Below are 25106 nucleotides of genomic sequence, written 5' to 3'. Positions count from 1 at the left end.
CTACGATAAAATGTCTAAGTACCACTACTGAATAGTTAAACAGATAGTCTACCCTAAATATACTGTAGCACTATAGTTTTTATTTCGCCTACTGACTGCTAACTCAAAGATTAGTGCTAAATATCAAAATCTGAGTAATTTGTAGAGGGTTAAAATTATTATCGCTAACTAGGATGAGCGATCGCTGACCGTCTGCCAATTTTGGGCCAAAAGTTATACCTTCAATATTGTCTAAGACTATTTCTAGAGTGCTGAAATCTAAGAGTAATTTTTTTTGCACTGGAGAAATATCAGTAATTTGATTATTTAAACCATCAATTTTTTGAATATTATCTGCATCTGATAAATCTATTTGGAAAAGTTTAATTACATTTCCTGTTCCTAGGGAAAAAGACCGTTCTAAACTTAAAAGATGAGTATCATCTAACGCAAGTAAATCGACTAAACCATTGGTACTAAAACCACCTAGATTATTAGAATTAGTAGCAATAGGTTCTGTGATGTATAGAAATTCTGTTTCTGGCTGACCTTTAGCTAAATCATACCGTATAATTCGACAGTAGCTACCCATACTAAAAGTTGGTTCTTCGCCATCTTGAACTAAAGCATTTTCTGTAGCGGTGAAGAGATATTTTTGACTAGGGGTAATAGTTAAACTTTCAAGAGCCAGATTATTTCTAACTCCATTGTTTGTTTCTACGAGAAATTTTTCAGGGATTGGCAAATTTTGTAGTTGTTTACCTGTGAGAGAAAATTCTCTAATAAATGGTTGTATTTGACGTTTCCTATCTCCTTCAGAAGCAACCAATAAAGTCTCTCCTGTAAAAGCAATTCCTTCTGAGTCAATACTCAAAGCGGGAAATGGTTTACCTGTTTCATTCAATAAAGTTGTGACATCTGTAAAAGTTACAGTTTCCTCTAAAATTTTATCTTGCTCTAGGTCAATTTTCAGAGTATAAAATCGAGCTGGTGCTTTGCTACTACGGTCATCAGAAATTGCGTAAAAAATTTGTTTTTCTGGATTGTAAGTTATGGCAGAAAGCCCACCAACTTCTGTATTTTTAAATTTTAATTTTGTGGGAAAGTTTACCTCTCCTAAAAAAGTGACTTGAGGAATAGTTGTTTTAGTAGCTGAATTAATTATTCTGTCTGTAATTACAGTAATAATCAAACAAGTAATTAAGGTGATAATTAGGTATTTATAAGTTCTATGTTTAAAGATATTCATATATCAAAGTCTGATAGGGAACAGGGAACAGGGAAAGAAAAACAGGGTGCATCTCAATTTTGAATAAAGCCAAAAATTTATCGCTTTTAGGCAACAGCTCATCTGGCAACAGGTAACAGGGAATATATAGGAAAAAATGGCGTTGGTTAATCAAGCTATGAAACCTAAATTTTGCTAAATATAAAATGCTTTTCAGTTAATAGTTTGGCAATTGCCATTAAAGCACAATCATAGCCAAAATCACCAATGCCGAAAAAAGTATTTTTGCAAATATGATATCCACCCGAAAAACATAATAAAAAACAGGGAAAAAGTTGAATTTTTATAATTTATGGAACGTAAGCATTCAGCTATTAGCTGTCAGCTATCAACAATAATAACTTACCTTTAAGGAAGGAGTTTAAATGAATATAGAATTTAAAAATTTTGTCATAAGATTTAACTCTGACTAGATTAATACAGGGCATTGCTGAATTAAGGTATGAAAGTAGGTTTATAGGGAACAGGGAACAGGGAACACCGGATCTGGGAAAAGTTAATATTAACAAGTAGTTCAAACCATCCAAAATCAAAAATCCCAAATACAAAATTATCAAATCATACCCAGAATCAGCAACGCCTAATACAGCTTTGAAACTACACCAAAAGCAATAGCTGATAGCTAATAGCTGACGGCTGAATGCTTACTATGGAACTTATCATTTTTTTATTGTACGAATAAATCACAAATTAAGATGTAACGAACTTTTTTGAATTTGGTATTATTTTCTATTAATATAGATAACATAATACTTTCTCACCTTCCTTCTTCTTAATTATGAATAATTGCTTCTTCTTTCTTCCTTCTTACCGAATCATTAAGGTTTAAAGCCTCTCCTTTAAAAGAGAAACAAGCGGTCGTTAGCGCAGCTTCCCGAAGGGTGGGATGGAGATCTTCGGAGCGGGTCTGTAAGAACGGGTCTCCTCGCCATATCCAATCGACCAAGAGAGAAAAAATTTTCATGATTAGTCAATCCTCTTCTTTTCAAGGAGAGGTAATAATATAATAATTAATAATTAATTGTTGAACTATTCCTTCTTCCTTCTTCCTTCTTCCTTCTGAAGACTTTACCTTGTCTATCCGACGGTTCCTATATCTAACTCCTGACTCGGTCCTCCTGACTCGGTTCTCCTGACTCCTTCTTCTAAAAATTTTAACAACCATTCTTTAATATAATAAGTAGCATAACAATCGTCTTGATTATAAATAATAATTGCATCTAAAAAAGAGCGATCGCCAGTTTTCAACCATTCTTCATACCAACAGACAGATTGAGCGCCATTAGCTTCGGGATTCCGCCATTCAAAACCTAACCAACGAGCAATATTTTTGAGGGAATAACTTTCTACAGGCAATATAACAGTTTGAGTAACAACTTTATGAATATCCACAAATCTTTTCAACAATGGTTTCCACAGATAATCTGGAGTGTTATAAAGTTTAGCTAATTTTTTGACAGTTTGAATTTCATACTCACAGAAGTGATAAATTGGAGCTATAGGATATTTCCAAACTAAGTTTAAAAATTGATACCAAATAAATTCTTCATCTAAGGGATTTTCGGCTAAATTAACATAGAATTTTTCTGTATTTGTGCGTTTATCAACTACTAAGACACCATGTAAATAATCTAGATTAATGTCTGGTTGAGCTTCAATATCAAAATATATTTCAACAGGAGCATTGACTATCCTAGTTAATTTGTAATAATTAATTGGTAAAGTTTTACTATCTATTTCTTCGGTCAACTTTTCATTTCTAATAATTACTTGATTTTCCCAGACAGATTGAGCTTGCTGCACAACTTGTGTACCGACTCCATCAGCAAATTCAGGATAAACTTCTAAGTCATTAGGATTAGCAGAACTTAGGGATTCTAAAGTTATCAAATCGAGACTTTTCAACACAGCATAACGATTAGGAGTAACCCCAGGCAAAAGAGATAAATGTTTTTGAGTTTCCGCAACAGTATGACAACTACTATACCAAGTACAAATACTACATTTTTGCCGTGTCATAAATACTTCTGGTTCTAAGCGATTTTGCAACATTGAAATTAACTCAGAAATAGTTTCCTGCATTTGCTCAATTCGCTTTTCTAAATTAACTTTATATAACCCTTTCTTTCGGAGAATCAACCAAGCAGCTTCTGGCCAAACTCCTTGAATACTTGCTAATATTTGAGCGTGGAAAGTAGCAACTATTTGATATTCTAATTTCGGACGTTTGCTTAACTTAATATCTGTGGGAATATAAACCCAATCACCAAACCGAGAATATCCAGGCTGTTTAATCAATAAAACTGGATGACTGACCAAATTAATAGTCTGATTTTGTGAGAATGAGTTGATTGAAGATTGCTGAATAATTAATATTCCCTGATAAATAACATCAATACCTGCTGCCATTAATACTTCTGTAGCTTTTCCCCCTGCAATTAAATCTCCACGAGGATAATCAGGCTTTTGATAAATATAATTCTTGATAATGCTCGACCTAAATTCCGAACTATCTTTAATTAATTTCAGCAGAAAATCATTAGGAGAATCTTGTTGCGTAAAATCTCCATAGGTATCTAAAAATACTTTTCTAGAACAACGTTGATAAGAAAGTAGCTGAGAGTCAGTTATAAACATTAATTATTTAGTTAGTGAGTCAACCACTTTGCGGAAGTTAAAAATCCAAAATAGCACAACTATATATATATATAGTTAGTCTAGTCCACTTGTTGAATTGAGATAAAATCGAGATATAAAGACCAAACATTTCTGACTATTCAACAGTGAAATATAGAAAAAATTCACTGCAACAATAACTATAAAAATGTCAAAAAAGCTACGCCAGCCATCTCCAACTAATCGCCTGACGGTACTTTATATTGCCGGACTCAGCGTAATAGCCGGATTATTTATATTTGAACAATTTTTAGTAGAAAGATCCCTAAAATATCAGTTTACCAGTTCTCGGGTAATTAACATCGCAGGTCGTCAACGAATGCTGAGTCAAAAACTTAGCAAAGCAGCATTAGCTATCCAGTCTAGCTCCAACTCAAAAGTCAGAAAACAACGTCAACAGGAACTCGAAAATGTTGTCCAGTTGTTCCAAACCTCCCATGAGGGACTACAAAAAGGTGATTCAGACTTAGGATTACCCAGTAATAATAGTCCCACGGTAAAACAAATGTTTGCGGAGATGGACGAATATTATCAAGCAATAGTTAAGGCCGCTCAGGGTTTGCTAGTAATCATTAACTCACAGTCACCACAAGCAAATACTAGCCCTTTTGTAGAAACCATTCTCAAAAATGAGGCCCTTTTTCTTCCACGGATGAATCAAATTGTCTTCCAATATGATGCCGAAGCTCGACAAAAGGTTCAGCAAACTAGACGAATCGAAAATTTATTATTAACAGTTGCGATATTACTACTAATATCAGAGGGAGTATTTGTATTTAGACCTGCAGTCAACAAACTTCAAGTTTATCTGGAAGAAAAAGTCAAAACTCAGGAACAAACGACCAAAATAGCAGCAGAATTAGAACAAAAAAATCAGGAATTAAATGCGGCCTTAAAGGAAGCTCAATCTATAGCCAAGCTGAAATCAGAATTTATGGCCAACATGAGTCACGAAATACGTACCCCAATGAATGGAGTAATTGGGATGACTGGTTTGCTGCTAGATACTAATCTCAATCCCCAACAACGAAACTTTGTGGAAATTATTCGCAGTAGTGGAGATAACTTGTTAATCATTATTAATGATATTCTCGACTTCTCAAAAATAGATGCCGATAAGTTAGAGTTAGAAAGCCAAGCTTTTGACCTCCGAGAATGTGTAGAATCTTGTCTAGATTTGCTAGTGCCTCAAGCTACAGATAAAGCATTAGACTTAGCCTACATTATAGACGATTATACTCCCTGCAGAATTATGGGTGATGTGACTCGGCTGCGTCAAATTCTGGTCAATTTAGTCAGTAATGCTGTTAAATTTACTCATTCTGGAGAAGTAGTAATAAATGTTACTGCTGAAGAAGTTAACTCAGACAATTCTCAATCTCCCACCCACCAAATCCATTTTGCTGTCAGAGATACTGGTATTGGTATTCCACCAGAAGGTTTAAAGCGACTTTTTCAGCCTTTTTCTCAAGTAGATTCTTCAACTACTCGTAAATACGGGGGTACAGGTTTAGGCTTAGTTATCAGTAAGAAACTGTGTGAAATGATGGGCGGACAAATGTGGGCAGAAAGCGGGGGTAATGTCGCTGGAAATCCCTTGGTAAATCAAAATAATTTAGCTTCTGCAAATTCTTTTGCTGTAGGTTCAACGTTTCACTTCACAATCTTAGCTCAAAGTGCTCCCAGTATTCCTAAAGTTTATCAAAACCCTCAGCCTCAACTTAATGGTAAACGAATATTAGTAGTTGATAATAATCCTACTAATCGACTGATTCTAAAAATACAAAATAAAAAATGGGATATCATATCTACAGAAGTAGATAGTGCTGCAAAAGCTTTAGAGTTGCTGAAGAAAGGTAAAAAGTTTGATCTAGCTATTTTAGATATGCAAATGCCGGAAATGGATGGTCTAACTTTAGCTGCTGAAATTCGTAAGTTTCCTGAACTGAAAACACTGCCATTAGTTATGTTAACTTCAATAGGTTCTCCCAAAGGTAATACAAGCAATTTGCAAGCTTGTCTAAATAAGCCGATTAAGCCAGATCAGTTATATAAAGTACTGATGCAGATTTTTGCTAATCAGGTAGTCAATATGAAAAATCAAGCTGAGATCAAGATTGATAGCCATCTGGCGATACGACTACCTTTAAGAATTTTACTAGCTGAAGATAATGTAGTGAATCAAAAAGTTGCATTGTCGATGTTAGGACGAATGGGTTATCGCCCTGATGTGGTTAGTGATGGATTAGAAACTTTGATAGCTTTAGAAAAAGTACCCTATGATTTGGTGTTGATGGATGTGCAAATGCCAGAAATGGATGGTTTGGAAGCAACAAAACATATTTGTGACAAATATGGCAATGAGTTAGACAACAGACCTGTTATTGTGGCCATGACGGCGGGAGCTATGGAGGGCGATCGGGAAATTTGTTTGCAAACTGGTATGGATGATTATATGAGTAAACCAGTTAAGATTGAAGATGTACAGGAAATACTGGAAAATTGGGGAGAAATAATCATAGCCAAAAAAAACTCTTGCGCTACAAACACAACAGTTAGAAAAAACTCCTTCTCTACCATCTCCACCACCACAATCACAAACAGCTTCTAGTTCTCCTCCAGTGATAGTGGAGGTCATTGAAAATATTCGCCAAGAAGTACAGATAGAGGGCGAAGCAGATCTGGTAACGGACCTGATCGATTTGTTTATTGAAGATACTCCACAGCAGTTACTAGCTATTAAAGAGGCGATCGATAACTCTGCCACAAAAACACTAAAAAAAAGCGCTCATTCTTTGAGAGGTAGCAGTGGTAATTTAGGAGTAGTGCGCTTGGCTGAAATCTCTGCAATATTAGAGCAGAAGGCTAAAGCTGGTACCATAACAAAAGCAGAAGCAGAAACACTTTTCACTCAATTAGAAAATGAGTTTATTATTGCTAAGTCTGTTTTAGAAGAATTACAAGTTTAAATAAAAATTTATGGTATAATCCCAAAGCACTAAATGATTAGATAATCTGCAATATTTATATGAATCATCATCCCTCTCAATTATCAAATTATCAACAAAATTTTCCGGCTTTAGCTAATAAAATTTATTTTAATTATGGTGGGCAAGGACCAATGCCTGAAGCATCTTTACAGGCAATTTATCAGTCTTATCAAGAAATACAAAATATCGGACCTTTTTCTGGAAAAGCCGGAATTTGGGTAGAAAAACAAGTAGCTTCAGTCCGGAGGGCGATCGCTGCTGAGTTAGGAGTTTCTCCAGATACTATTACTCTGACAGAAGATGTTACTGTCGGTTGTAACATTCCACTTTGGGGGATTGATTGGCAAGCAGGAGACCATATATTACTTTCTGACTGCGAACATCCTGGAGTGATTGCTACAATTGAGGAGATTCAAAGACGTTTTAAAATAGAGGTTTCTACTTGCCCGATTATGGCAACTTTAAATGAAGGAGACCCTGTAGAAGTTATTGCTAATAATTTACGCCCAAACACTAAATTATTAGTAATTAGCCATATATTGTGGAATACAGGTCAGGTTTTGCCATTGACTGAAATTGTTAAAATGTGTCAAAGTTTCTCTCCTTTTCCAGTAAAAGTATTAGTTGATGCTGCTCAATCTGTAGGGGTTTTACCTTTAAAATTAGCCGAAACAGAAGTTGATTTTTATGCTTTTACTGGTCATAAATGGTGGTGTGGTCCTGGTGGTTTAGGGGGACTTTATGTCAGTGCTGAAGCCAGGAAAAATTTAAGCCCTACTTTTATTGGATGGCGGAGTGTTATCAAAGATAAAAGTGGTAAACCAATTGCTTGGCAACCTAATGGTAAACGTTACGAAATTGCGACTTCTGCTTATCCTTTATCTCCGGCTTTAAAGGAGGCGATCGCTCTACATAATCAGTGGGGAACTGCTGAAGAAAGATATGAAAAAATTAAAGAATTAAGTGCATATTTATGGGAAAATTTAAAGAAAATTCCTGAGATTAATTGTTTGCGAACTGCACCGCCAGAAGCTGGATTAGTTTCTTTTCAGTTAACTAATGGTAAGTCTCATCAACAGTTAGTTGAATATTTAGAAAAGCAGGGAATGATGGTACGAACTATTCTCGATCCAGATTGTGTAAGAGCTTGTGTTCATTATTTTACTCAAGAGGCAGAAATTGATAAATTAGTTGCAGAAATTAAAGCTTTTGGGTAACAGCGAACCGAGGAGAAAGTAGGGAAGTTCTATGGAACCTCCCTAGAGCAAGATGTTATAGAACCCATTTGAGGTCTATCTATATTATATTTATATAGTTAAAGATGGGGAGATGGGGGGATGGGAGCATTTTTCTACCTGCTTGGTGCGTGTTCCCTCACAGGAGTCAGCATTCCCTTGCGTCATATCCCGCGACGACGCTAGTCACATCTGGTAGCGCACCAAGAGAAAAGAATGATTTGCGACCTGAAAAATGGTATTGAAGCAATTCATTCTGACTCGGTCCTCCTGACTTCTCCTCCCAGGAGGGGTTAGGGGTGGGTTGACTCCTAAGAAAGATCCTAGCTATTTGTAGCAAATATTTATTAATTTGGTATTACTTATATAACACAAACACCTTTAACTTAATATATAATATAAAGTCAAATTGACTTCTGGTTATAGGTGAGACACTATGAGATTTATATTAGGGATCGTTGCTGTTTTAATAATTTGGGTAATGCCAGCAAAAGCACAGATATCAAATACTCAAGTTCAGGCATTAGTTGAAGCACTCCGACTAGCGGCACCGCAAACAGGAACAGAAAATGATGGATTGTATAGCGACTGGCAAATTAAGCCAGATAATATTCCCAGGTGGTCGAGACTTTGCACTGGAGAGGAAATGACTGTAAAAGAGTTTGAAGCAAATACAACAAAAGCAAGGGAAATTTTGGGATGCGTAATGGAAGATATTTTGAAAGAGCAGTATGCTGCTAGTGGTAATGATGAGTCGTTAGCAGTGCGTCGAGCAGCAGCATGGTGGATGGCAGGAGATCCAAATCAATATAATCAAGGTGAGATTGGTAGCTATACTGATAAGGTTTTAGGTTTCTATAGAACCCATTTGAGATCTATTTAAAAAGAGATGGGGAGGTGGGGAGTATTTTTCAACCTGCTTGGTGCGCGTTCCCTCACAGGAGTCAGCATTCCCATGGCTTCGCTTAACATCACCGATGAAGAGTGTGTCTAGGATTGTCTAGATTTTTAGAAGGTGAGAAGTTTAGGAGTAACTTTTTTACTTACTTCCTAAACCTTTTGGGACAACTATAGCGATCGCTCAATTAGTACAATTGGCCTTTTTAAGCATTAGCCATAACCTTCTAAGAGCAAGGCTAATTACTTTAAAAGGAATTAGAGTTTTGAAGTCCTTAGCTTTTTCTGTGTTTATAGCCTCCAGTAAATCTACATTTACACCCGATTCAGCAGCCAAAAGAAAACTTTTTTTAGCTTGAATTGCACCAATTTTAATTGCCTTAATTTGCAGAAGTGCAGGAATATTAGGAGTTTCAGCCATGGACTTCTCAATAAGCGCTATCGCCTCAATCTGCCTATCAAAATATTTAGTAATAGCTTGGACTTTGCTTAGACTTTCATCACTAGAATATTTAGCCAGCAACTCATCATATTTAGTCCCCAATTCCCTACCAACTAGAGTGGTCAGGCGATGCCGAGGATAAACAATACATTGCCGACACCATAGTAATAACTGACTCCTAGCTTCAGAACTACCAGAATTTCTAAAATATTGAACATCTCCAGATTGGTACTGGTCTTTAATAAATGACTCCAGAAACTATTGTGACGGTCGGCATGGTTACTACTATTTTTTCTGTGATAGGTTGTAGCTGGATTGTTTTTCGGTATATCGGTCGGATTGAAAATCAAATTAGAAAAAATGCTGTTGATATTAATAATTTAGGCAATTCAGTTCGACGTAAGAATAAAAATCTTCTCCGACACATGAATAGTCACTGCACTTATATTGGAGACATAGAGAGCTTTTTAGAAGAATATTTATAGCGGTTTTCACAAAGGTAGACTTGCATTGCTTCTGTCTTCTGCCCTCTGCCTTCTGCCTTTAAGCCAAAATCTCTGTATTCTATGTTAATGAAAACTGCTATAAACTATCGACCTCACACCAAAATTTATGTTGCCGATGAAGATTGATAAAACTTTCAGAAAATTGCAATGTCCAGCGTGCGGAAGCACTAATATCAGAAAAGGACATCACGAATACTGGTGTCAAGATTGTGGTCATCACTGCCTACGGACAAAAACAGTGGGGATTCGCTTTGACAGATTAATTATAGATATTATGATTTTGACTTTTGATTTTCAAATTTTGACTTTTTGAACAATAGTTGAGCTAAAGTAATATTCTGTTAAGTGGGATAAATTAAGGGCTTAGGGAGAAATTGTGTTAGATATTAGACAAATTCGAGAAAATCTGCAAACTGTACAAGAATTACTCAACCGTCGTGGAGACTACGACTTACAGCCAATTCTAGAATTGGATGAGCAACAGCGAGAACTGGAAACAGAGCGATCGCAACTCCAAGCTCGCAGTAATCAGATCGGTAAACAGGTAGGAGAAAAAATTAAATCAGGCAGTGACCCCAAGGGTGCCGAAGTTCAAGCTTTCAAAGATGAGGGAAATCAAATCAAAACCCAACTCAGCGAACTAGAGCCACGGGAAAAAGAGATAAAGGCCAAAATAGAAGCCTTGCTCTTACCTCTTCCTAATTTGCCTAGTGAGTCTACACCTTTAGGAAAAAGTGAAGCAGAAAACATCGAAGTCAAACGTTGGGGCGATGAATATATTCCCCAAAATCAAAAAATTATTCCCCACTATGAAATTGGGGAAAAACTAGGTATTCTCGACTTTGAACGAGGGGTAAAAATTGCTCAAAGTCGCTTTGTGGCATTAATGGGAGCAGGAGCAGCATTAGAACGTGCCATAATTCAATTTATGCTCAACTGCCATACTCAAGTTGGCTATGTTGAAGTTATGGCCCCATTATTGGTAAATAGTCAGTCTTTGACAGCTACAGGTCAACTGCCAAAATTTGCTGAGGATAGTTTTAAGTGTGAAGCAGACGATCTATGGTTAATACCTACTTCGGAAGTTTCAACCATGAACTTGTATCGGGATGAAATTTTGACTGCGGAACAACTACCTATTTATCATTGTGCTTATACTCCTTGTTTTCGTCGAGAAGCTGGTGCTTATGGCAAAGATACAAGGGGGTTAATCCGACTCCATCAATTTAATAAGGTCGAAATGGTAAAAATTGTGCATCCTGATCGCTCTGAAGAAGAACATCAAAAATTGGTGGCAGATGCAGAAGCTATTTTACAAGCACTAAAATTACCTTATCGAATTATAGAATTGTGTACTGGAGACTTAGGTTTTTCTGCGGCTAAATGTTATGACTTGGAGGTGTGGTTACCATCATCAGGAACATATCGAGAAATTTCTAGTTGTTCTAATGTGAAAGATTTTCAGGCACGTCGGGCAAATATTCGGTTTAAGGAAGGAAAGAAAAAAGGTACTCAGTATGTTCACGCTCTGAATGGATCTGGTTTAGCTGTGGGACGAACTATGGCGGCTATTTTGGAAAATTATCAGCAGGTTGATGGTAGTGTGAAAATACCGGAAGTCTTGCAAGCTTTTATGGGACGTGAATTTTTATAATTGCGATCGGGTAGGGTGTGATTATACACTCCCTACTTTTAATACACTCACGAATTTTGTTGTTCAGGCGATCGTCAAGAGAAATCTAGTTTAGATCGCCAATACAGATAGATCCTTAAGGCTTAACACTATATAGTGTTTTTGCCTAAGTCCTGATTCTTCACTACCAAGGGTTATAGCCATTTTTAGGGCATTGACGTAATTTCCTTCTGCAGACAGACTCTCAGGCATTTTTTGATAGGACATTTTTCTTTTTCCTACAACCCAAATTTATTGTCCTAACAACAAGACGTAGTGTTATAGAAATATCAATTGGGACAAACTTTGATTCATCTAGCTTTCAACCCAGGATTATCTATCCATTTTAGATGTTATATTATCAGGACTTACGCAACTGCACCAATCATAGTGGTTATATCAGCAATAATGACTAAATTATACACTATATGTAGCGGTACTGCGCAAGTCCTGATTATATGAAATACAAAAAATTGTGCAAATATACTAATCTCCCTATCTCCCCATCTACCTATCTGCCCATCTCCCCATCAATCTTTGCTAGCAAACATTAACGTATTTCATATTAGTCGGAAAATGCCTTATGGTGTACTATGTCATCTGAATGTTAGTTGTATTTAATCCAAAGTTACTAGAAATATAGTTCTAGAATCAGAGATAAAGAAAACAAATATAAAAAATATAAATTGTTAATATAAGGCCAAAAAACTACTATGAGACTTGATGAAGCAGTAGAATTTGCAGAAAACCCTGAACCCCGCTGTCCTTGTGTCCTACTATTGGATACCTCAGCATCAATGACAGGCAACGCTATTCAAGCTTTGAATGAGGGGTTAGAAACTTTTAGAAATAATTTAATTACCGATGACTTAGCTAAAAAACGAGTAGAGGTGGCAATTATTTCTTTTGACAACCAAATAAAAATTGTGCAAGAGTTTATCACTGCAGACCAATTTGAAAACCCGGTATTAACAGCCCAAGGACAAACTTACATGGGTACAGCTATTAACAAAGCGCTGGATATGATTGCAGCTCGGAAGTTAGAATATCGGAATAATGGCATAACTTACTATCGACCTTGGATTTTTTTGATTACTGATGGCGAACCTCAAGGTGAATCAGAAAAAGTTGTTAAGGAAGCAACAGAGCGCATTAGAGAAGAAGAAGATAACAAGCACGTTGCCTTTTTTGCAGTGGGTGTAGAAGGGGCAAATATGGATAAGCTTGGAGAAATTGCGCTCAGAACACCGCTAAAACTGAGAGGACTTGACTTTCGGGAAATGTTTATTTGGTTATCTGCCAGTATGCAGCAGGTTTCCCACTCTAAAGTTGACGAACAAGTGGCCCTGCCTCCTCCTGGATGGGGAACAGTTTAAAGAAGTACCTCAGCGGTCAGCTTTCAGCTTTCAGCTTTCAGCAGTCAGCAGATTTTTTTTGAGACACCCCCGTTTGCGGATAATTCCGGAACCGAAAGGAGATTTCGACTCCTCCTCAACCATCTGGATGATAAGAACCCGGGGATTTTTACCGAAAAATTGTGGTTTAAAGTCTCCCCTTTTAAGAGGATAAAAAAAAGAGCATATTCCTGATGTCAAGCCTCGTTATTGCAGAGGTACTGATAACTGATAACTGATAACTGATAACTGAAATAACTCAGAGCGATAAAAGCTGATAGCTCGTTAATTATAGAAGAAGGTGTTATAGCAATTAGTACCTAAAGCAGAACACCTAATATCTTGCACAAATGAAATAAGGAAAGTTACCAAAAGTTAGGTTATGTCAACAGAAGAACAAGGTCATTGGCGAGTGGTATCGGTGTCAGTGGCAGGTACGAGTCACAAAAAACGTGGACAACCATGTCAGGATGCAAATCATTGGGAGATTTTACCGGAAGGTATTTTAGTTGCAGCAGTTGCTGATGGCGCTGGTTCATCTAATTTTGGGGAGGTAGGGGCGAAAATAGCTGTCAGTGCTGCAGTAGAAACTATTTCTCAACAACATTTTTTGTCTAAAGATAATAATGTTGATTGGCAGTATCAATTAATTGATGCTTTGAGAGCCGCGAGAACAGCAGTTTTGGCTGAGTCTCAAGTGAGGAAGGTTGAAGCACGGGAGTTTGCTGCAACTTTGATTTTGGTGGTGGCGACATCAGAGTTTGCTATTGCTGCTCAGGTTGGAGATGGTGCGGCGGTAGTGGGAGATGGTGAAGAAAATATCTTTCCGCTGACTGCTCCTCAAAGTGGAGAATATATTAATGAGACAACTTTTTTGATTTCAGAGCAAGGTGTGGAAGCTGCTCAAATCAAGATTTGGCAAGGAAAGCCTTTTCATTTAGCAATTTTTTCCGATGGGTTACAAATGCTGGCTTTGAAGATGCCAAGAGGGTTGCCTCATTGTCCGTTTTTTGCACCATTGTTTAAGTTTATGACTGTGGTGACAGATGAACAAGAGGCGACTAAACAATTGGAAGAATTTTTGCGATCGCCTAAAGTTACAGGTAGAACTGATGACGATTTAACTTTGTTATTAGCGCAGTTTAACAAGGAACAGGAATAAATAATTGATAATTTATGGACTAGACAGTGCAAAGTTCTGGGAATAACTATTGCTAGTCAAGGGTTTCACTGACTCAAGGTTAAAAATTATCCATTCACAGAGCGTAGGTGCTGTAAGCCTTTCCCAGTAAAACTTTCAGTCTTGAGAGCAAACCGTTTTTTACAGAACTTTGTATTCTCCAGTTTATGGATAATAATTGATTTTATTTTGGATTTGTGGAGATGTCTACTTAGATCAAATCTGCCAGCTATGGTTCCCGAGAAATTGGAGTGATATAATTCTCTGTATTGTCATATCGTCCATAGGGACTAAAGGCTGTTAGCTCCTAAAATTATCGCATCTTATTCCTTAAGAGTGAATAATACTAATGCTACCAAATTTGATGTTACCGAATAATTAAGGTTTAAAGCCTCTGATTTAAAGAATAAATAAAGAAAAAAATCATCTTCCCCAATCCTATCCTGCAAAACGGATAGATAATAATTAATAATTAATTTTTGAATGTAATTCAAAACTTAAATTTATCACCCAAATAATACTGACGTACTAAAGGATTATTATAAAGTTCTTCTGCTGTTCCAGATGCCAATATTTGTCCATCGCGCATAATATAGGCTCGATCAGTAATTTCTAGAGTTTCTCTAACATTATGGTCGGTAATAAGGATGCCCATTTTTCGTTCTCTTAATTTGGCAACAATCTTTTGAATTTCAGAAACGGCAATTGGGTCTACTCCTGCAAATGGTTCATCTAAAAACAAAAATCTTAGTCCATCTTTGCTAGAGGCCAAGGCTCTTGCTAGTTCTGTTCGCCTCCGTTCTCCACCGGAAACTTGGGAACCTAAAGTAGAAGCAACTTTTTCTAAGCGAAACTCATACAATAGAGAATCTAAGAACTTTTTCCACTGGCGACGAGGAATTTTTGTTTGTTCCAAGACCAGGAGAATATTATCTCTAACACTGAGGTTGCGAAAAATACTTGGTTCCTGGGCTAGATAGCCAATACCCAGTTTTGCTCTCTTGTGAATTGGTAGAGTTGTGATATCTAACTCATTTAAAAAGACAGTGCCAAGGGAGGGTTTTTCTATACCTGTAGCGATATAGAATGTAGTGGTTTTACCTGCGCCATTAGGACCGAGTAGGCCAACAATTTCTCCTTGGGCAATGAATAGATTAACTCGGCTAACTATGGCACGTTTACCATAGTTTTTATGAATATTCTCAAGAACAATTTTCATATTTGGGTTAGAAGCCAGCTCTCAAAGATTAACTAAGGAATAAGAATTAAATAAAGTCCAGATTTTTTTAAAGCACTCACACAATAGGGAGCTTAAGCAATTCAACTTATGTAGATAATAAAATCCTCATTCCTAAGCTTTAGAAACAACAAATATCTTACCAATTCCAGGCTGCTTCAATATACACAAAATATTATTATTGTCAATCATATTATTACCTGTGCAAAATTCATTTAATACTTGGAGGTACGGAAAACCTTAACAGGAAAAAGAAAATATACCTGAGTATTTTGTAGATATATAGCAGTCGCCATTACTGTATTTGACTTATGAAATAGCTACAAACTTGGGAATAAAACTTCTTACTTTTTCCTTCTGCTATACAAACAATTTTGTTTGGTAGTTTGCTGTGTAAAGATTTCTAGAGTTTTCGGGAACAGAGAACAGATACAAAAAATCAGGCACACCACATTAATTTGTAATATGCGATAATTTTTAATTATATATAATATAGTTATGGGCTTATTGGACTTTTAAAGGCGGGTTTTGGATTGAATGGAGCAGTAACATTGCTTCCCCCATCTGCATCTTCACCTGTAGGCACTAAATATACAGATTCTACTTGCCCTTGAGACTGAGGTAGAACAATAAAGCGTCCTTCATCTATGAGATAGGTAACTGTTTCTCCACGAATTGTATTGCCTTCCTGTAGGATAAATACATCTCCACTGAGGACAATTCGACGTTCTCTACTAAAGTATTGAGCTTGAGCTGCTGTGGCTTGAATTTGGCGAGCTGGATAGTTAATTTGGACATTACCACGAGCTGTAACAACTCCTGTTCGAGAGTCTGCTTCTTGAATGTCGGAGCGAACAGTCATAGTGCGCCCTGAGGAGTTTTGATTATTTGGGGGTGGGTTAGGATTAATTTGGGCAGATGTAGGATATGTTACAGCATTTACAGCCAAAGGTATGATTAGGGCAAGTCCTTTTAAGATCAGTAATTTTGATATTTTTTTGTTTAGTATCATTTTTAATTTGGTGAAAGTTGTCAAGGATTCTATTGTCTTGACTCTTGGGTAAAAGTTAGGTACTTGTATTATTTTACAGGAAACTGAAGGGACTTATCTATATTTTGAAGATATTGTGGCATTAAAGGCAATCTTTTTCAACTCAAAAATTTGTTTCAACCTGTAGCAAAATTCACGGGCTACATTCCATTGTTCTCTTGGTATACTTTTCATTCTAATCATAAATTCTACTTCAGTTTGAGAAACACTATTGACACCTAAAACACTGGCAGAATCTAAAACTTTATCTCCCCACTCTGCATCATTTTTTAACTCATTAGCAACTTGTTTAACTAATTGTACTGCTTGGCTTAAATTAGAATCTAAATTAACTTTTATTCTTAAATCAATACTTGCCCAATCTTTCGTAAAATTATGAACTATAGAAATATTGCTATTAGGAATTGAACTTAAACGTCCTCCTACATCACGTAATTGTGTGACACGAAAACTCATATCTTCTACATAACCTATAGTATAATCTAGGTCAATCAAATCGCCAATTGCATACTGATCTTCTAGCAAAATTAAAATTCCACTGATGATATCTTTAACTAGATTATGACCACCCAAAGAAACTGTGAAACTAATAATACCTAAACCTAATAATACTATAGTTATAGAAACATTGAAATTTTGAAATATCCAAAGCATACCAATACAACCTAATGTAAACATCACAATTCCTTTCAATGTATGAGAAAAAGTAATTGCTTGTGGTATTTTTCTATGACCATAACTTTGATTTTCTAATCTTTTAAAACTATTTATAGCAAACCAGTTGACCATCACCGGACTACCTTTAATTGCTAAATAAGTACCAATTATAATAGTGAACACTATGACATGAGAAACTAAAAAAATCTGTAGCCAACGACTATGAGGAAAATTACCTAAAATCCAAATAATACCACTTAACCATAAAATCAAGTGACTTACTTGCAGAAAACTTCTAAAAAAAGAATTTTTATCTTGCTGTTGTTCCCATCTTAACTGTTGTTTTTGCCCTAAAGTTAACTCTGTTTTTGCTGTAGTTAATTCTTGATAATTTCTCAATTCATCTATCTGTGGGCGAGATACTTTTAAATTTTCTATAGATTTTTGGATTTTTTGGTACTTTCTTAAGCAGTACTTTTGCCAAATTGATATGAGAAAGCTCAACAGAATCAAAACTAATATTATTCCGAAAGAAATTAAAAGTCGCCTCAATAAATAGTCTGCTTGTCGTTCTCTCTGTGCTCTAATTAAGGCATCCTTCATAAAACCAATAATCTGATTAGTTAAATCTTCTCTAGATATGCCATGAATTTGAGCATCTAAATCTGTGATGGCAATTAAGAATTGATTTTTGAGTTCTTCTGCATCTGAGGCAAATACTAAAGTCTGATTTTCTCGGGTTTCAATAGTTAATTTTAAAGTATCAGCATCAAAGCAATTTTTAATTGTTTGTTTGAGGTTATTTTCATACAGTCTAACTCTAATATTTAGGGGAGATGTATTACTATTTCCTTGGATTTCTTGTCCTGCTACTGCTGCTACTTTGAAAATTTCTCTGCCGTCGATTTTGATTGGTTTATAAACTATATTACTGATAGGTGTTAATGATGGAACTTGAGTAACATTTTCAATATTATTATTCTCTAATGTTTCTGAAGTCTGACCTAATGCTAAGAAAGTTTGATTAGTTATTAGAATAAAGGTTAAGAGACTAAAAATTATAACTGTTATGATTTTTGAGATTTTATAGCGATTAAAGAAGTTATTTTGCTTGATGAGTAGTTGTTTGAATGAAATAAATTTATAAATTTGCATAAGTCAATTCAGTTATAGTAATTTCATTTGAGTTGCGTAAAAAACCTGGTCGCTTTTAGGCAACAGGCAACAGGCAACAGGCAAAAGGTAAGAAGGTTTGCCGGACTTTTTACTGCTAGTCAATAACCAATTCTTTTTGACATCTCATTTGAAAACGCTATATCAGTTATCATTTAGCCTCAGAAAGAGGAGCTACGTTATCAAAATAATTGGGTTGTGCAACCCCGCCTTTTAAGGCCAAATATTTTTGGCTCCTTGCTCAAATCCTCGTTACAAAAATAACTTCTGACTTCTGAATTCTGACTTCGTTAACAGTACCTCCTGCAATAGGGAGACGAGAAGATGCAGAATTTTCTTTCTTTTTTATCCCCTTAAAATGGAAGGCTTGAGACCTGATTTTTTTGGTTATTGAAGATAAAATTAGTCTATTGATTGCTTTCTGGCTAAAAGGATAAACATCCGGACAGAAATTGTAATGTTTTAGCAATTAGTAAGTCGTATATCAGCCTATTACTAATGTAATGCTATGGGAAAAAGGCTTTTATTTACTTATATTGCTTGATTTTAAAGCCTGATCTGATAACATTTTTTGAAAAAAATAATATAAAAATATGCCAAATAATATATACTTATTTTTTCCATAAATAGCTTTTAAATAATCAAAAAATATCTGAAATAGAAAATAATTCAGCATATTTTAGTTGAGATTAAATAGTTTTAATTGAGTGTGATTAATTTAGAGTATAGAGCAAAACATTAATTTTGATTGATGTGCCACACTTACATTAAATATCCTGTACTTTTATCCCCTCACAAATTTTTTTTTGCTCAATAAAATTCATTTAAAACTTGAGATATAAATTTAATAATTAATATCAATCACAAGATCATTAATAATTATTAGACCAAAGCAGTATAATGATAAAATAAGTCGTAAAAAAATCCCAAAAAGACGATGATTATAGAAGTTTCTTTGACTGAAATAGCCAAAACAACCCGTCAAGCAGCACAAAAATCGGCAGGTTTATCCACAGAAGTAAAAAATCAAGCAATTGAAGCAGTCGCCCAAGCACTGGAAACCGCAGCACCAAAAATTCTAGCAGCAAATAAACTTGACTGTCAGATAGCTCAAACCAATGGCATTGCTAAACCTCTTTATAATCGATTGAAAATGGATGAGGCCAAACTTAACAGTGCGATCGCAGGTCTACGGAATGTTTCTATTTTGGCTGACCCAGTTGGTACGGTGCAAATACATCGAGAATTAGATGAAGGATTAATTCTCAAACGTATTACTTGTCCATTGGGAGTTATTGGTGTGGTTTTTGAAGCTCGTCCTGATGCTGTAATTCAAATTTCAGCTTTGGCAATTAAATCAGGAAATGGTGTCATTCTCAAAGGAGGTAAAGAAGCAACGAATTCATGTCAAGAGTTAGTTACAGCAATTCGTCAAGGACTGGCAACAACTTCTGTTAATCCTGATGCAGTACAGTTGTTAACTACGCGAGAGGAAACTCTGGAGTTACTGAAGTTAGATAAATATGTCAATTTAATTATTCCCAGAGGTTCTAATTCTTTTGTGAAATTTGTACAGGAAAATACTCAAATTCCTGTTTTGGGTCACGCTGAAGGAATTTGTCATGTTTATGTAGATAAGTCAGCGGATATTCAAAAGGCAGTTGCAGTTACTGTGGATGCAAAAACTCAGTATCCTGCTGCTTGTAATGCAGTGGAAACTTTGTTAGTTCATACTGATATTGCTGACAAGTTTTTGACAGAGGTTTTCCCAATGATGGAAAAGCATCAGGTAGAGTTACGAGGTGATGCAGCTACTCGGAAGATTTTACCGTCGGTAAAGGTGGCGACAGAAGTAGACTGGGCAACAGAATACAGCGATTTAGTATTGTCAATTAAGGTAGTAGATAATTTAGAGTCAGCGATCGCTCACATCAATACTTATGGTTCTGGACATACAGATGCTATTGTAACTGAGGATAGAGAAACCGCAGAATTATTTCTGGCTCAAATAGATGCGGCGGGAGTATTCCATAACTGTTCGACTCGGTTTTCTGATGGCTTCCGTTATGGTTTTGGAGCTGAAGTAGGAATTAGTACTCAGAAAATGCCACCAAGAGGTCCAGTAGGTTTAGAAGGGTTAGTAACTTATAAATATCAAGTTGTAGGTGATGGTCATATTGCTGCTACTTATTCTGGCGATCGCCCTAAGGTATTTACTCACCGAGATTTGTAATATGGCAGAGATGGTGAATAGGGGAGTGGGGGAGTGGGGGAGATGGTCTGATTTAATATTAGAGTTGTCGCTAAATAGAGGGAAAAAATTACTCCAACCTAGACAGAGCAATAATTCTAAGCATTTTTCCCCTAAATAGCTACAATCCTGACATACCAGGGTTTTTGGGAGTTTTTTAAGTTATAAAGCGACAAGTCTATTGAAGTGTTGATAGAATTATAAACATATACTGTATAACCTGATTCTATATGATACCTAAAACCTACCACTTACCGAATGATTGAGGTTTAAAGCCTCTCCTTTAGAGGAGAAAAAAGAAAAAAATTTCACGCTCCCCGTCAATCTTCTTCTTTTCAAGGAGAGGTAATTATTAATTATTAATTATTAATTGTTGAACATCTTCTTCAATTTTGTTGCATTCGAGCTACCAGAATAGACCTGAAGTTTTCAAATGCTTCTGGTGTGGCCTCAGAAGCTTGCCATGTTGGACGTGCCATTAAGCGATCGCACCAAGCACTTACTTTAGGATATTCAACCAAGGAAATACCACCTCTTACTAAGAATAAGGGAACAATTGTTCCAGCAACAACATCAGCTAAAGTTAAATTGTCACTACCAAAATAAGAGCGATCGCCCAATAATTTCTCAAAAAATGTTAGTGCTGTAGCAATTTTCTGTTGCGCTTTCTCAACTTTTTCTAAATCCTCTCCTGGTAAATCAAATATTCTTGGTACTAATGCATCAATGGAAGGCAATAATTCATTAACACTAACCATTTGTACCATTCGCACAATTGTTAGGTCTTTGACATCTTGAGGCAACATATTAGGAGTAGGGTACTTGGCTTCTAAATAGTCCAAAATTGCCAAAGATTCCACTACATTAAAGCCATCATCTACCAAAGCAGGAATGTGGTGGAAAGGGTTAATGGCCAAATAATCCGGTTGAAATTGTTCTCCATCACTCAGTTTAAGTTCTACCAGCTCAAACTCAAGTCCTTTTTCTAGCAATGTCACCCAGACGCGACGGGAATTAGGAGATATTGGGGTGTGATAAAGAGTCAACATCAGAAAACCTCACAGTTTGATGAATAGGATATGTTCTGCTAATATTAACATTTTGGAAGTAGGGAGTAGGGAGTAGGGAGTAGGGAGTAGGGAGTAGGGAAGAGGGGATATAGATTAATATTGAACTGTACCTCACCATCTTAAAAAGTGCTGTAAAATTGTTGCGAGTGTACCTCATAAACCTGAAATACGCTGTAAGTAGTCAAGTAATACCGTTTCACGGAAGTCAAAAGTCAAAAGTCAAAAGTTAAAAGTAAGATTTTATCAGCTTAAAACTTTGACGCTACAGTAATTTCAGGGAATTATTTCACACAAAGAATAAGATAAGTAGTGTAGCCTAAGTTGATGAAATTGGTATAAAATTAATTGTATATTTAATTGTATATTTAATAGTCAGCCTAAATAAGTAGGAAAAATTGGCGTTGGTGAATTTAGCTATGATTTTCCTGCTTAGGGAACAGGGAACAGGGAACAGGGAACAGAGAATAGTAGGGACGTTGGATGCAACATCTATATAGATTACTAAGGGTGAAAAAAGAATGCTTTTCTTAGGTGGAACTTCAATTATTAAGTAATTAATATCATGTCCGGATAATTAGCGATCAAAAAACTTTCTCCTCTTTTTCCTTTTCCTCCTCTTTCTTCTTGCTTCTTTCTTCCCTCCTGACTCGGTCCTCCTGACTCCTGACTCCTTCGTCATTTATTTATAAGTATTCAACCGGACATGATATAACACAGGTGGAATAGCATTTTTGATAATTATTAGCCATTTAGTATTAATTACTCTTATGTTTACTACTCCCCCACTCCCCTACTCCCCCACTCCCCTACTCCCTTTTTTAATTTAATCCAACTATTTTAATGCCACAAACGAGATGAAATTATGAAATTTAATCAGCGATTCTACTTGTTGAAAACCACTGTCGTTTAACATTTGTAATTGTTGAATTTCTGTCAAAGGAACTAATACATTTTCCAGAGCTTCTTTTTTTCGTTCAATTTCATTCTGAGCATAACCATTTTTAGCTTTAAAAGCTTCATAGTGGCGGGCAATTTGTTCTTGGAACTGAGGACAACTAGACCTAATTTTTTCACTTATAAATAACAAACCACCAGGAACTAAACCTTGATAAATTGCCTGCAATAATTTTTGTCGTTGAGGGAGAGATAAAAATTGTAAGGTGTAGTTCATCACTACCACACTACTATTTTCAAAAGAGTAATTTTCTGCATTTTCACAAATTAACTCTATCTGATGAAGATCTTGAATTTGAGCTAATTTTTCTTTAGCTTTATCCAGCATATCTTGAGAATTATCAATTCCTACTAAAATTGCTGGCTGTTTCAAAAATCGCCCCAATAATTCTAGGAAAGTACCTGTGGAGCACCCCACATCAATAATGCGTGTTTTTGGTTGGTAATATGCCCGCGTCCAATGCACTGCACCTGCTACAACTTCTCTATATAGAGGCACCGAACGAGATACCATATTATCAAAAACTTTGACTACTTCGGCATTAAAAGTAAAAGGTTTCGGCCAGGGGCTTTTTTCAAATAATTCGTCTTTTTCTGAACTTAAATATAGTTCTGTCTCTAGTGATTCAGTCATATTAAATCAGGAAGAAGGAAGGAGATTAATATTTTAGGTAAAAGTCTTTGATTAATGCGATAAATTCAGGGGTGTATAAATATTGTTTAGCTTCAATAATAAGAGTATTTTCTTGAGGGGGTAATTGATTTTTACTTAGTTCCATCAAGATTCGCTTCGTTGGAATTTCTGCCATGGATTTTACATATAGTTTTTTGTGACAAAATAATCCAAAATATCGTGCTTTTATCTGAAATTTTTTAGCTTGCTCTACCGGATAAATTACAGCTAATTTACCTGTGTCAGACAAAAGTTGAACTGCTGTTTGTAATAAATCAGTTTGCGAAAGAAAGTCTGTATGTCTGGCAATTGTCCTGGCTTTTTTTGCAGCCTTAGAAGCATTTTCAAAGAAAGGTGGATTTGATACTATTAAATTGTACTGTTTTTGACAAGATTCTGCATATTCCTGAATAGAATAATTATGAATTTTAATCCTATCTGACCATGGCGATCGCTCCACATTTTTTCTAGCTTGAATAGATGAGTTAACATCAATTTCTACAGCATCAATTTGAGCAAGGGATAGTGTTCCACACCGCTGACGTGAACGCTGTGCCAGCATTAAAGAAATTAAGCCCGTACCAGCACCAATATCCAAAATTTTTTCTGCTCCAGAAATATCTACCCATGCTCCTAATAAAGTACCATCAGTACCGACTTTCATTGCACATTGGTCTTGTAGAATAGTAAACTGTTTAAATCGAAATTGATTTCCTCCCATATTCTAATTTCTCTCCTTAATATATATCATTGAAGAAGGTGGTAGGTAAAAAAAGGCTCTCCTATCTAAATTTTGACTTCTGACTCCGTTAAAAACTTGCTCCTTTTCTTCTACCAAAGTATAAATATTTAACCAAACATAATATAAAAAATAATACCTAGTATATCAGCTCACTATCTCCATATTTCGGAAAAATACAAATAATATCTATTAAGTTTATATTTTTCAGGATTAACCTGCAAAATATTTATTTTTTCTTCATTCTGGAAATTTATCAATTCTGATTGCCTAGTATAGCAGTCGAAGAAAAGGGCGCGACATATCAAAAACTTAAAATTTATTCCTTCTTCCTTCTTCCTTCTGCAAGGAATTTATAAAATTTCTAATTTTGACTAAAAGTTCCAGATTTACTACCTAGATGACTGAAGCTTCAAATGTAGAAAAAATTAACACCAATTATTATATAGTAGTTGGCAATTAGAGGTTTCATTTGGTGAAGACTATCTATATTGAATAAGTCAAAAGTAAAAAATAAATTTTTAGCGGACTCAGACTACAGACTACAGAAGAATATTATACTAAAAACTTTCAACCAAAAGTCATAGAGAAACTAATAATTACCATTTTTTCTACAGGTAATCCTTACAATTAATTTTATATATAGGAGAAGAGCTATCGATGTTAAATAATTTTAATTGTGCTGTCAAAACTTCTAGTACAAATAACCGATATTTGTTATCCATGACTAAAGAGGCAGTAGTTGATGAAATAATTCGACCAAATCAACTTGGTAGAGTTCGTTATCGGGGTAGTTTATGGAATGCTAAATGTATCCAAGAACTTACAGTTAATACAGGAGAAGTTGTATATGTTTTAGGTAACCATGGTATCACTCTCATTGTAGATACTATTCCCAATAACGATAATATCGCTCCTGATATAAGCGATAAAAAATTACCATTACCAACACCTTTATTATTTGCTGGTAAATTTTTACTACTATTATTTATTTTGTTGTAATATCAAATCCTGTTAAACAGTTATAGATTGGTTAAGTCTC

General features: G+C 35.6%; 20 protein-coding genes. 10 read left to right on the top strand and 10 right to left on the bottom strand.

What is annotated here, in order from left to right; all coding sequences use genetic code 11:
- Positions 1-103: 103 nt before the first annotated feature.
- Together F6K06_RS01610 and F6K06_RS01605 are read right to left on the bottom strand one after the other, a co-directional pair.
- Positions 104-1228 carry an esterase-like activity of phytase family protein gene (locus F6K06_RS01610; RefSeq protein ID WP_287239738.1) on the bottom strand — a complete coding sequence of 375 codons (1125 nt, stop codon included), beginning with the start codon at positions 1226-1228 and terminating at the stop codon, positions 104-106.
- Between the two features lie 1116 nt (positions 1229-2344).
- Positions 2345-3904, bottom strand: coding sequence for a TM0106 family RecB-like putative nuclease (locus tag F6K06_RS01605; RefSeq protein WP_124145181.1), 1560 nt, complete (start codon positions 3902-3904; stop codon positions 2345-2347).
- Positions 3905-4091: 187 nt separating this feature from the next.
- On the opposite strand from F6K06_RS01605, the gene F6K06_RS01600 reads away from it, so the two are divergent.
- The 4 genes from F6K06_RS01600 to F6K06_RS01585 all read left to right on the top strand — a co-directional run bounded on the left by F6K06_RS01600 (position 4092) and on the right by F6K06_RS01585 (position 9051).
- A complete protein-coding gene (locus F6K06_RS01600; RefSeq protein WP_124145180.1) occupies positions 4092-6554 on the top strand; it encodes a response regulator in 2463 nt (820 codons plus the stop codon).
- Positions 6555-6570: 16 nt separating this feature from the next.
- A complete protein-coding gene (locus F6K06_RS01595) occupies positions 6571-6912 on the top strand; it encodes an Hpt domain-containing protein (RefSeq protein WP_161564983.1) in 342 nt (113 codons plus the stop codon).
- 59 nt (positions 6913-6971) lie between these two features.
- Complete coding sequence (locus F6K06_RS01590) at positions 6972-8150, top strand: aminotransferase class V-fold PLP-dependent enzyme (RefSeq protein WP_124145178.1); 1179 nt, start codon at positions 6972-6974, stop codon at positions 8148-8150.
- A gap of 454 nt (positions 8151-8604) precedes the next feature.
- Positions 8605-9051, top strand: a complete 447-nt coding sequence (locus tag F6K06_RS01585; RefSeq protein WP_124145177.1) for a hypothetical protein — start codon at positions 8605-8607, stop codon at positions 9049-9051.
- Between the two features lie 198 nt (positions 9052-9249).
- Here F6K06_RS01585 and F6K06_RS01580 read toward each other — a convergent pair whose 3' ends face one another.
- The gene (locus tag F6K06_RS01580) at positions 9250-9609 is read right to left on the bottom strand and encodes a hypothetical protein (protein WP_124145176.1); all 360 of its coding nucleotides are present in this window, start codon (positions 9607-9609) and stop codon (positions 9250-9252) included.
- 143 nt (positions 9610-9752) lie between these two features.
- Here F6K06_RS01580 and F6K06_RS01575 point away from each other — a divergent pair, with 143 nt between their 5' ends.
- Positions 9753-9992 carry a hypothetical protein gene (locus F6K06_RS01575; protein ID WP_124145175.1) on the top strand — a complete coding sequence of 80 codons (240 nt, stop codon included), beginning with the start codon at positions 9753-9755 and terminating at the stop codon, positions 9990-9992.
- A 97-nt stretch (positions 9993-10089) separates the two neighbouring features.
- On the opposite strand, the gene F6K06_RS01570 is transcribed toward F6K06_RS01575, so the two are convergent.
- Positions 10090-10230, bottom strand: a complete 141-nt coding sequence (locus tag F6K06_RS01570) for a hypothetical protein (protein ID WP_161564540.1) — start codon at positions 10228-10230, stop codon at positions 10090-10092.
- A 159-nt stretch (positions 10231-10389) separates the two neighbouring features.
- Here F6K06_RS01570 and serS point away from each other — a divergent pair, with 159 nt between their 5' ends.
- From serS to F6K06_RS01555, 3 genes are all read left to right on the top strand, one after another.
- Complete coding sequence (gene serS, locus F6K06_RS01565) at positions 10390-11667, top strand: serine--tRNA ligase (protein ID WP_287239729.1); 1278 nt, start codon at positions 10390-10392, stop codon at positions 11665-11667.
- A gap of 731 nt (positions 11668-12398) precedes the next feature.
- Positions 12399-13061 (top strand): VWA domain-containing protein, encoded by a 663-nt coding sequence (locus F6K06_RS01560; protein WP_124145173.1) that lies wholly within the window; start codon positions 12399-12401, stop codon positions 13059-13061.
- 400 nt (positions 13062-13461) lie between these two features.
- A complete protein-coding gene (locus F6K06_RS01555; protein ID WP_124145172.1) occupies positions 13462-14241 on the top strand; it encodes a PP2C family serine/threonine-protein phosphatase in 780 nt (259 codons plus the stop codon).
- A 508-nt stretch (positions 14242-14749) separates the two neighbouring features.
- On the opposite strand, the gene lptB is transcribed toward F6K06_RS01555, so the two are convergent.
- From lptB to F6K06_RS01540, 3 genes are all read right to left on the bottom strand, one after another.
- Positions 14750-15478, bottom strand: coding sequence for an LPS export ABC transporter ATP-binding protein (gene lptB, locus F6K06_RS01550; protein WP_124145171.1), 729 nt, complete (start codon positions 15476-15478; stop codon positions 14750-14752).
- 514 nt (positions 15479-15992) lie between these two features.
- Positions 15993-16508, bottom strand: coding sequence for an LptA/OstA family protein (locus F6K06_RS01545; RefSeq protein WP_124145170.1), 516 nt, complete (start codon positions 16506-16508; stop codon positions 15993-15995).
- A 93-nt stretch (positions 16509-16601) separates the two neighbouring features.
- Entirely contained in the window at positions 16602-18359 is a 1758-nt protein-coding gene (locus F6K06_RS01540) for a mechanosensitive ion channel family protein (RefSeq protein WP_287239723.1), read from the bottom strand.
- A gap of 955 nt (positions 18360-19314) precedes the next feature.
- Between F6K06_RS01540 and F6K06_RS01535 the strand changes: the two genes are divergently transcribed.
- A complete protein-coding gene (locus tag F6K06_RS01535; RefSeq protein WP_124154694.1) occupies positions 19315-20610 on the top strand; it encodes a glutamate-5-semialdehyde dehydrogenase in 1296 nt (431 codons plus the stop codon).
- Positions 20611-21014: 404 nt separating this feature from the next.
- Here F6K06_RS01535 and F6K06_RS01530 read toward each other — a convergent pair whose 3' ends face one another.
- The 3 genes from F6K06_RS01530 to F6K06_RS01520 all read right to left on the bottom strand — a co-directional run bounded on the left by F6K06_RS01530 (position 21015) and on the right by F6K06_RS01520 (position 24046).
- A complete protein-coding gene (locus F6K06_RS01530; protein ID WP_124145167.1) occupies positions 21015-21677 on the bottom strand; it encodes a glutathione S-transferase family protein in 663 nt (220 codons plus the stop codon).
- A gap of 853 nt (positions 21678-22530) precedes the next feature.
- On the bottom strand, positions 22531-23286 hold the full coding sequence (cmoA, locus tag F6K06_RS01525) for a carboxy-S-adenosyl-L-methionine synthase CmoA (RefSeq protein WP_124145166.1): 756 nt from the start codon (positions 23284-23286) through the stop codon (positions 22531-22533).
- Between the two features lie 25 nt (positions 23287-23311).
- Entirely contained in the window at positions 23312-24046 is a 735-nt protein-coding gene (locus tag F6K06_RS01520; RefSeq protein WP_124145165.1) for a tRNA1(Val) (adenine(37)-N6)-methyltransferase, read from the bottom strand.
- Positions 24047-24724: 678 nt separating this feature from the next.
- Here F6K06_RS01520 and F6K06_RS01515 point away from each other — a divergent pair.
- Complete coding sequence (locus F6K06_RS01515; RefSeq protein ID WP_161564539.1) at positions 24725-25066, top strand: NfeD family protein; 342 nt, start codon at positions 24725-24727, stop codon at positions 25064-25066.
- Positions 25067-25106 lie beyond the last annotated feature (40 nt).

The sequence above is a fragment of the Okeania sp. SIO1H4 genome (assembly GCF_010672695.1).
In the GTDB taxonomy this organism is placed as follows: Bacteria; Cyanobacteriota; Cyanobacteriia; order Cyanobacteriales; family Microcoleaceae; genus Okeania; species Okeania hirsuta.
Note: the sequence above shows the minus strand (reverse complement) of the source record. Positions and strands in the feature narration are given on the sequence as shown.

Coding starts and splice junctions, on each gene's coding strand:
- F6K06_RS01610 (WP_287239738.1), bottom strand. CDS start 1,228: ATGAATATCTTTAAACATAGAACTTATAAATACCTAATTATCACCTTA.
- F6K06_RS01605 (WP_124145181.1), bottom strand. CDS start 3,904: ATGTTTATAACTGACTCTCAGCTACTTTCTTATCAACGTTGTTCTAGA.
- F6K06_RS01600 (WP_124145180.1), top strand. CDS start 4,092: ATGTCAAAAAAGCTACGCCAGCCATCTCCAACTAATCGCCTGACGGTA.
- F6K06_RS01590 (WP_124145178.1), top strand. CDS start 6,972: ATGAATCATCATCCCTCTCAATTATCAAATTATCAACAAAATTTTCCG.
- F6K06_RS01585 (WP_124145177.1), top strand. CDS start 8,605: ATGAGATTTATATTAGGGATCGTTGCTGTTTTAATAATTTGGGTAATG.
- F6K06_RS01575 (WP_124145175.1), top strand. CDS start 9,753: ATGACTCCAGAAACTATTGTGACGGTCGGCATGGTTACTACTATTTTT.
- F6K06_RS01570 (WP_161564540.1), bottom strand. CDS start 10,230: ATGACCACAATCTTGACACCAGTATTCGTGATGTCCTTTTCTGATATT.
- F6K06_RS01560 (WP_124145173.1), top strand. CDS start 12,399: ATGAGACTTGATGAAGCAGTAGAATTTGCAGAAAACCCTGAACCCCGC.
- F6K06_RS01555 (WP_124145172.1), top strand. CDS start 13,462: ATGTCAACAGAAGAACAAGGTCATTGGCGAGTGGTATCGGTGTCAGTG.
- lptB (WP_124145171.1), bottom strand. CDS start 15,478: ATGAAAATTGTTCTTGAGAATATTCATAAAAACTATGGTAAACGTGCC.
- F6K06_RS01545 (WP_124145170.1), bottom strand. CDS start 16,508: ATGATACTAAACAAAAAAATATCAAAATTACTGATCTTAAAAGGACTT.
- F6K06_RS01540 (WP_287239723.1), bottom strand. CDS start 18,359: ATGCAAATTTATAAATTTATTTCATTCAAACAACTACTCATCAAGCAA.
- F6K06_RS01535 (WP_124154694.1), top strand. CDS start 19,315: ATGATTATAGAAGTTTCTTTGACTGAAATAGCCAAAACAACCCGTCAA.
- F6K06_RS01530 (WP_124145167.1), bottom strand. CDS start 21,677: ATGTTGACTCTTTATCACACCCCAATATCTCCTAATTCCCGTCGCGTC.
- cmoA (WP_124145166.1), bottom strand. CDS start 23,286: ATGACTGAATCACTAGAGACAGAACTATATTTAAGTTCAGAAAAAGAC.
- F6K06_RS01520 (WP_124145165.1), bottom strand. CDS start 24,046: ATGGGAGGAAATCAATTTCGATTTAAACAGTTTACTATTCTACAAGAC.
- F6K06_RS01515 (WP_161564539.1), top strand. CDS start 24,725: ATGTTAAATAATTTTAATTGTGCTGTCAAAACTTCTAGTACAAATAAC.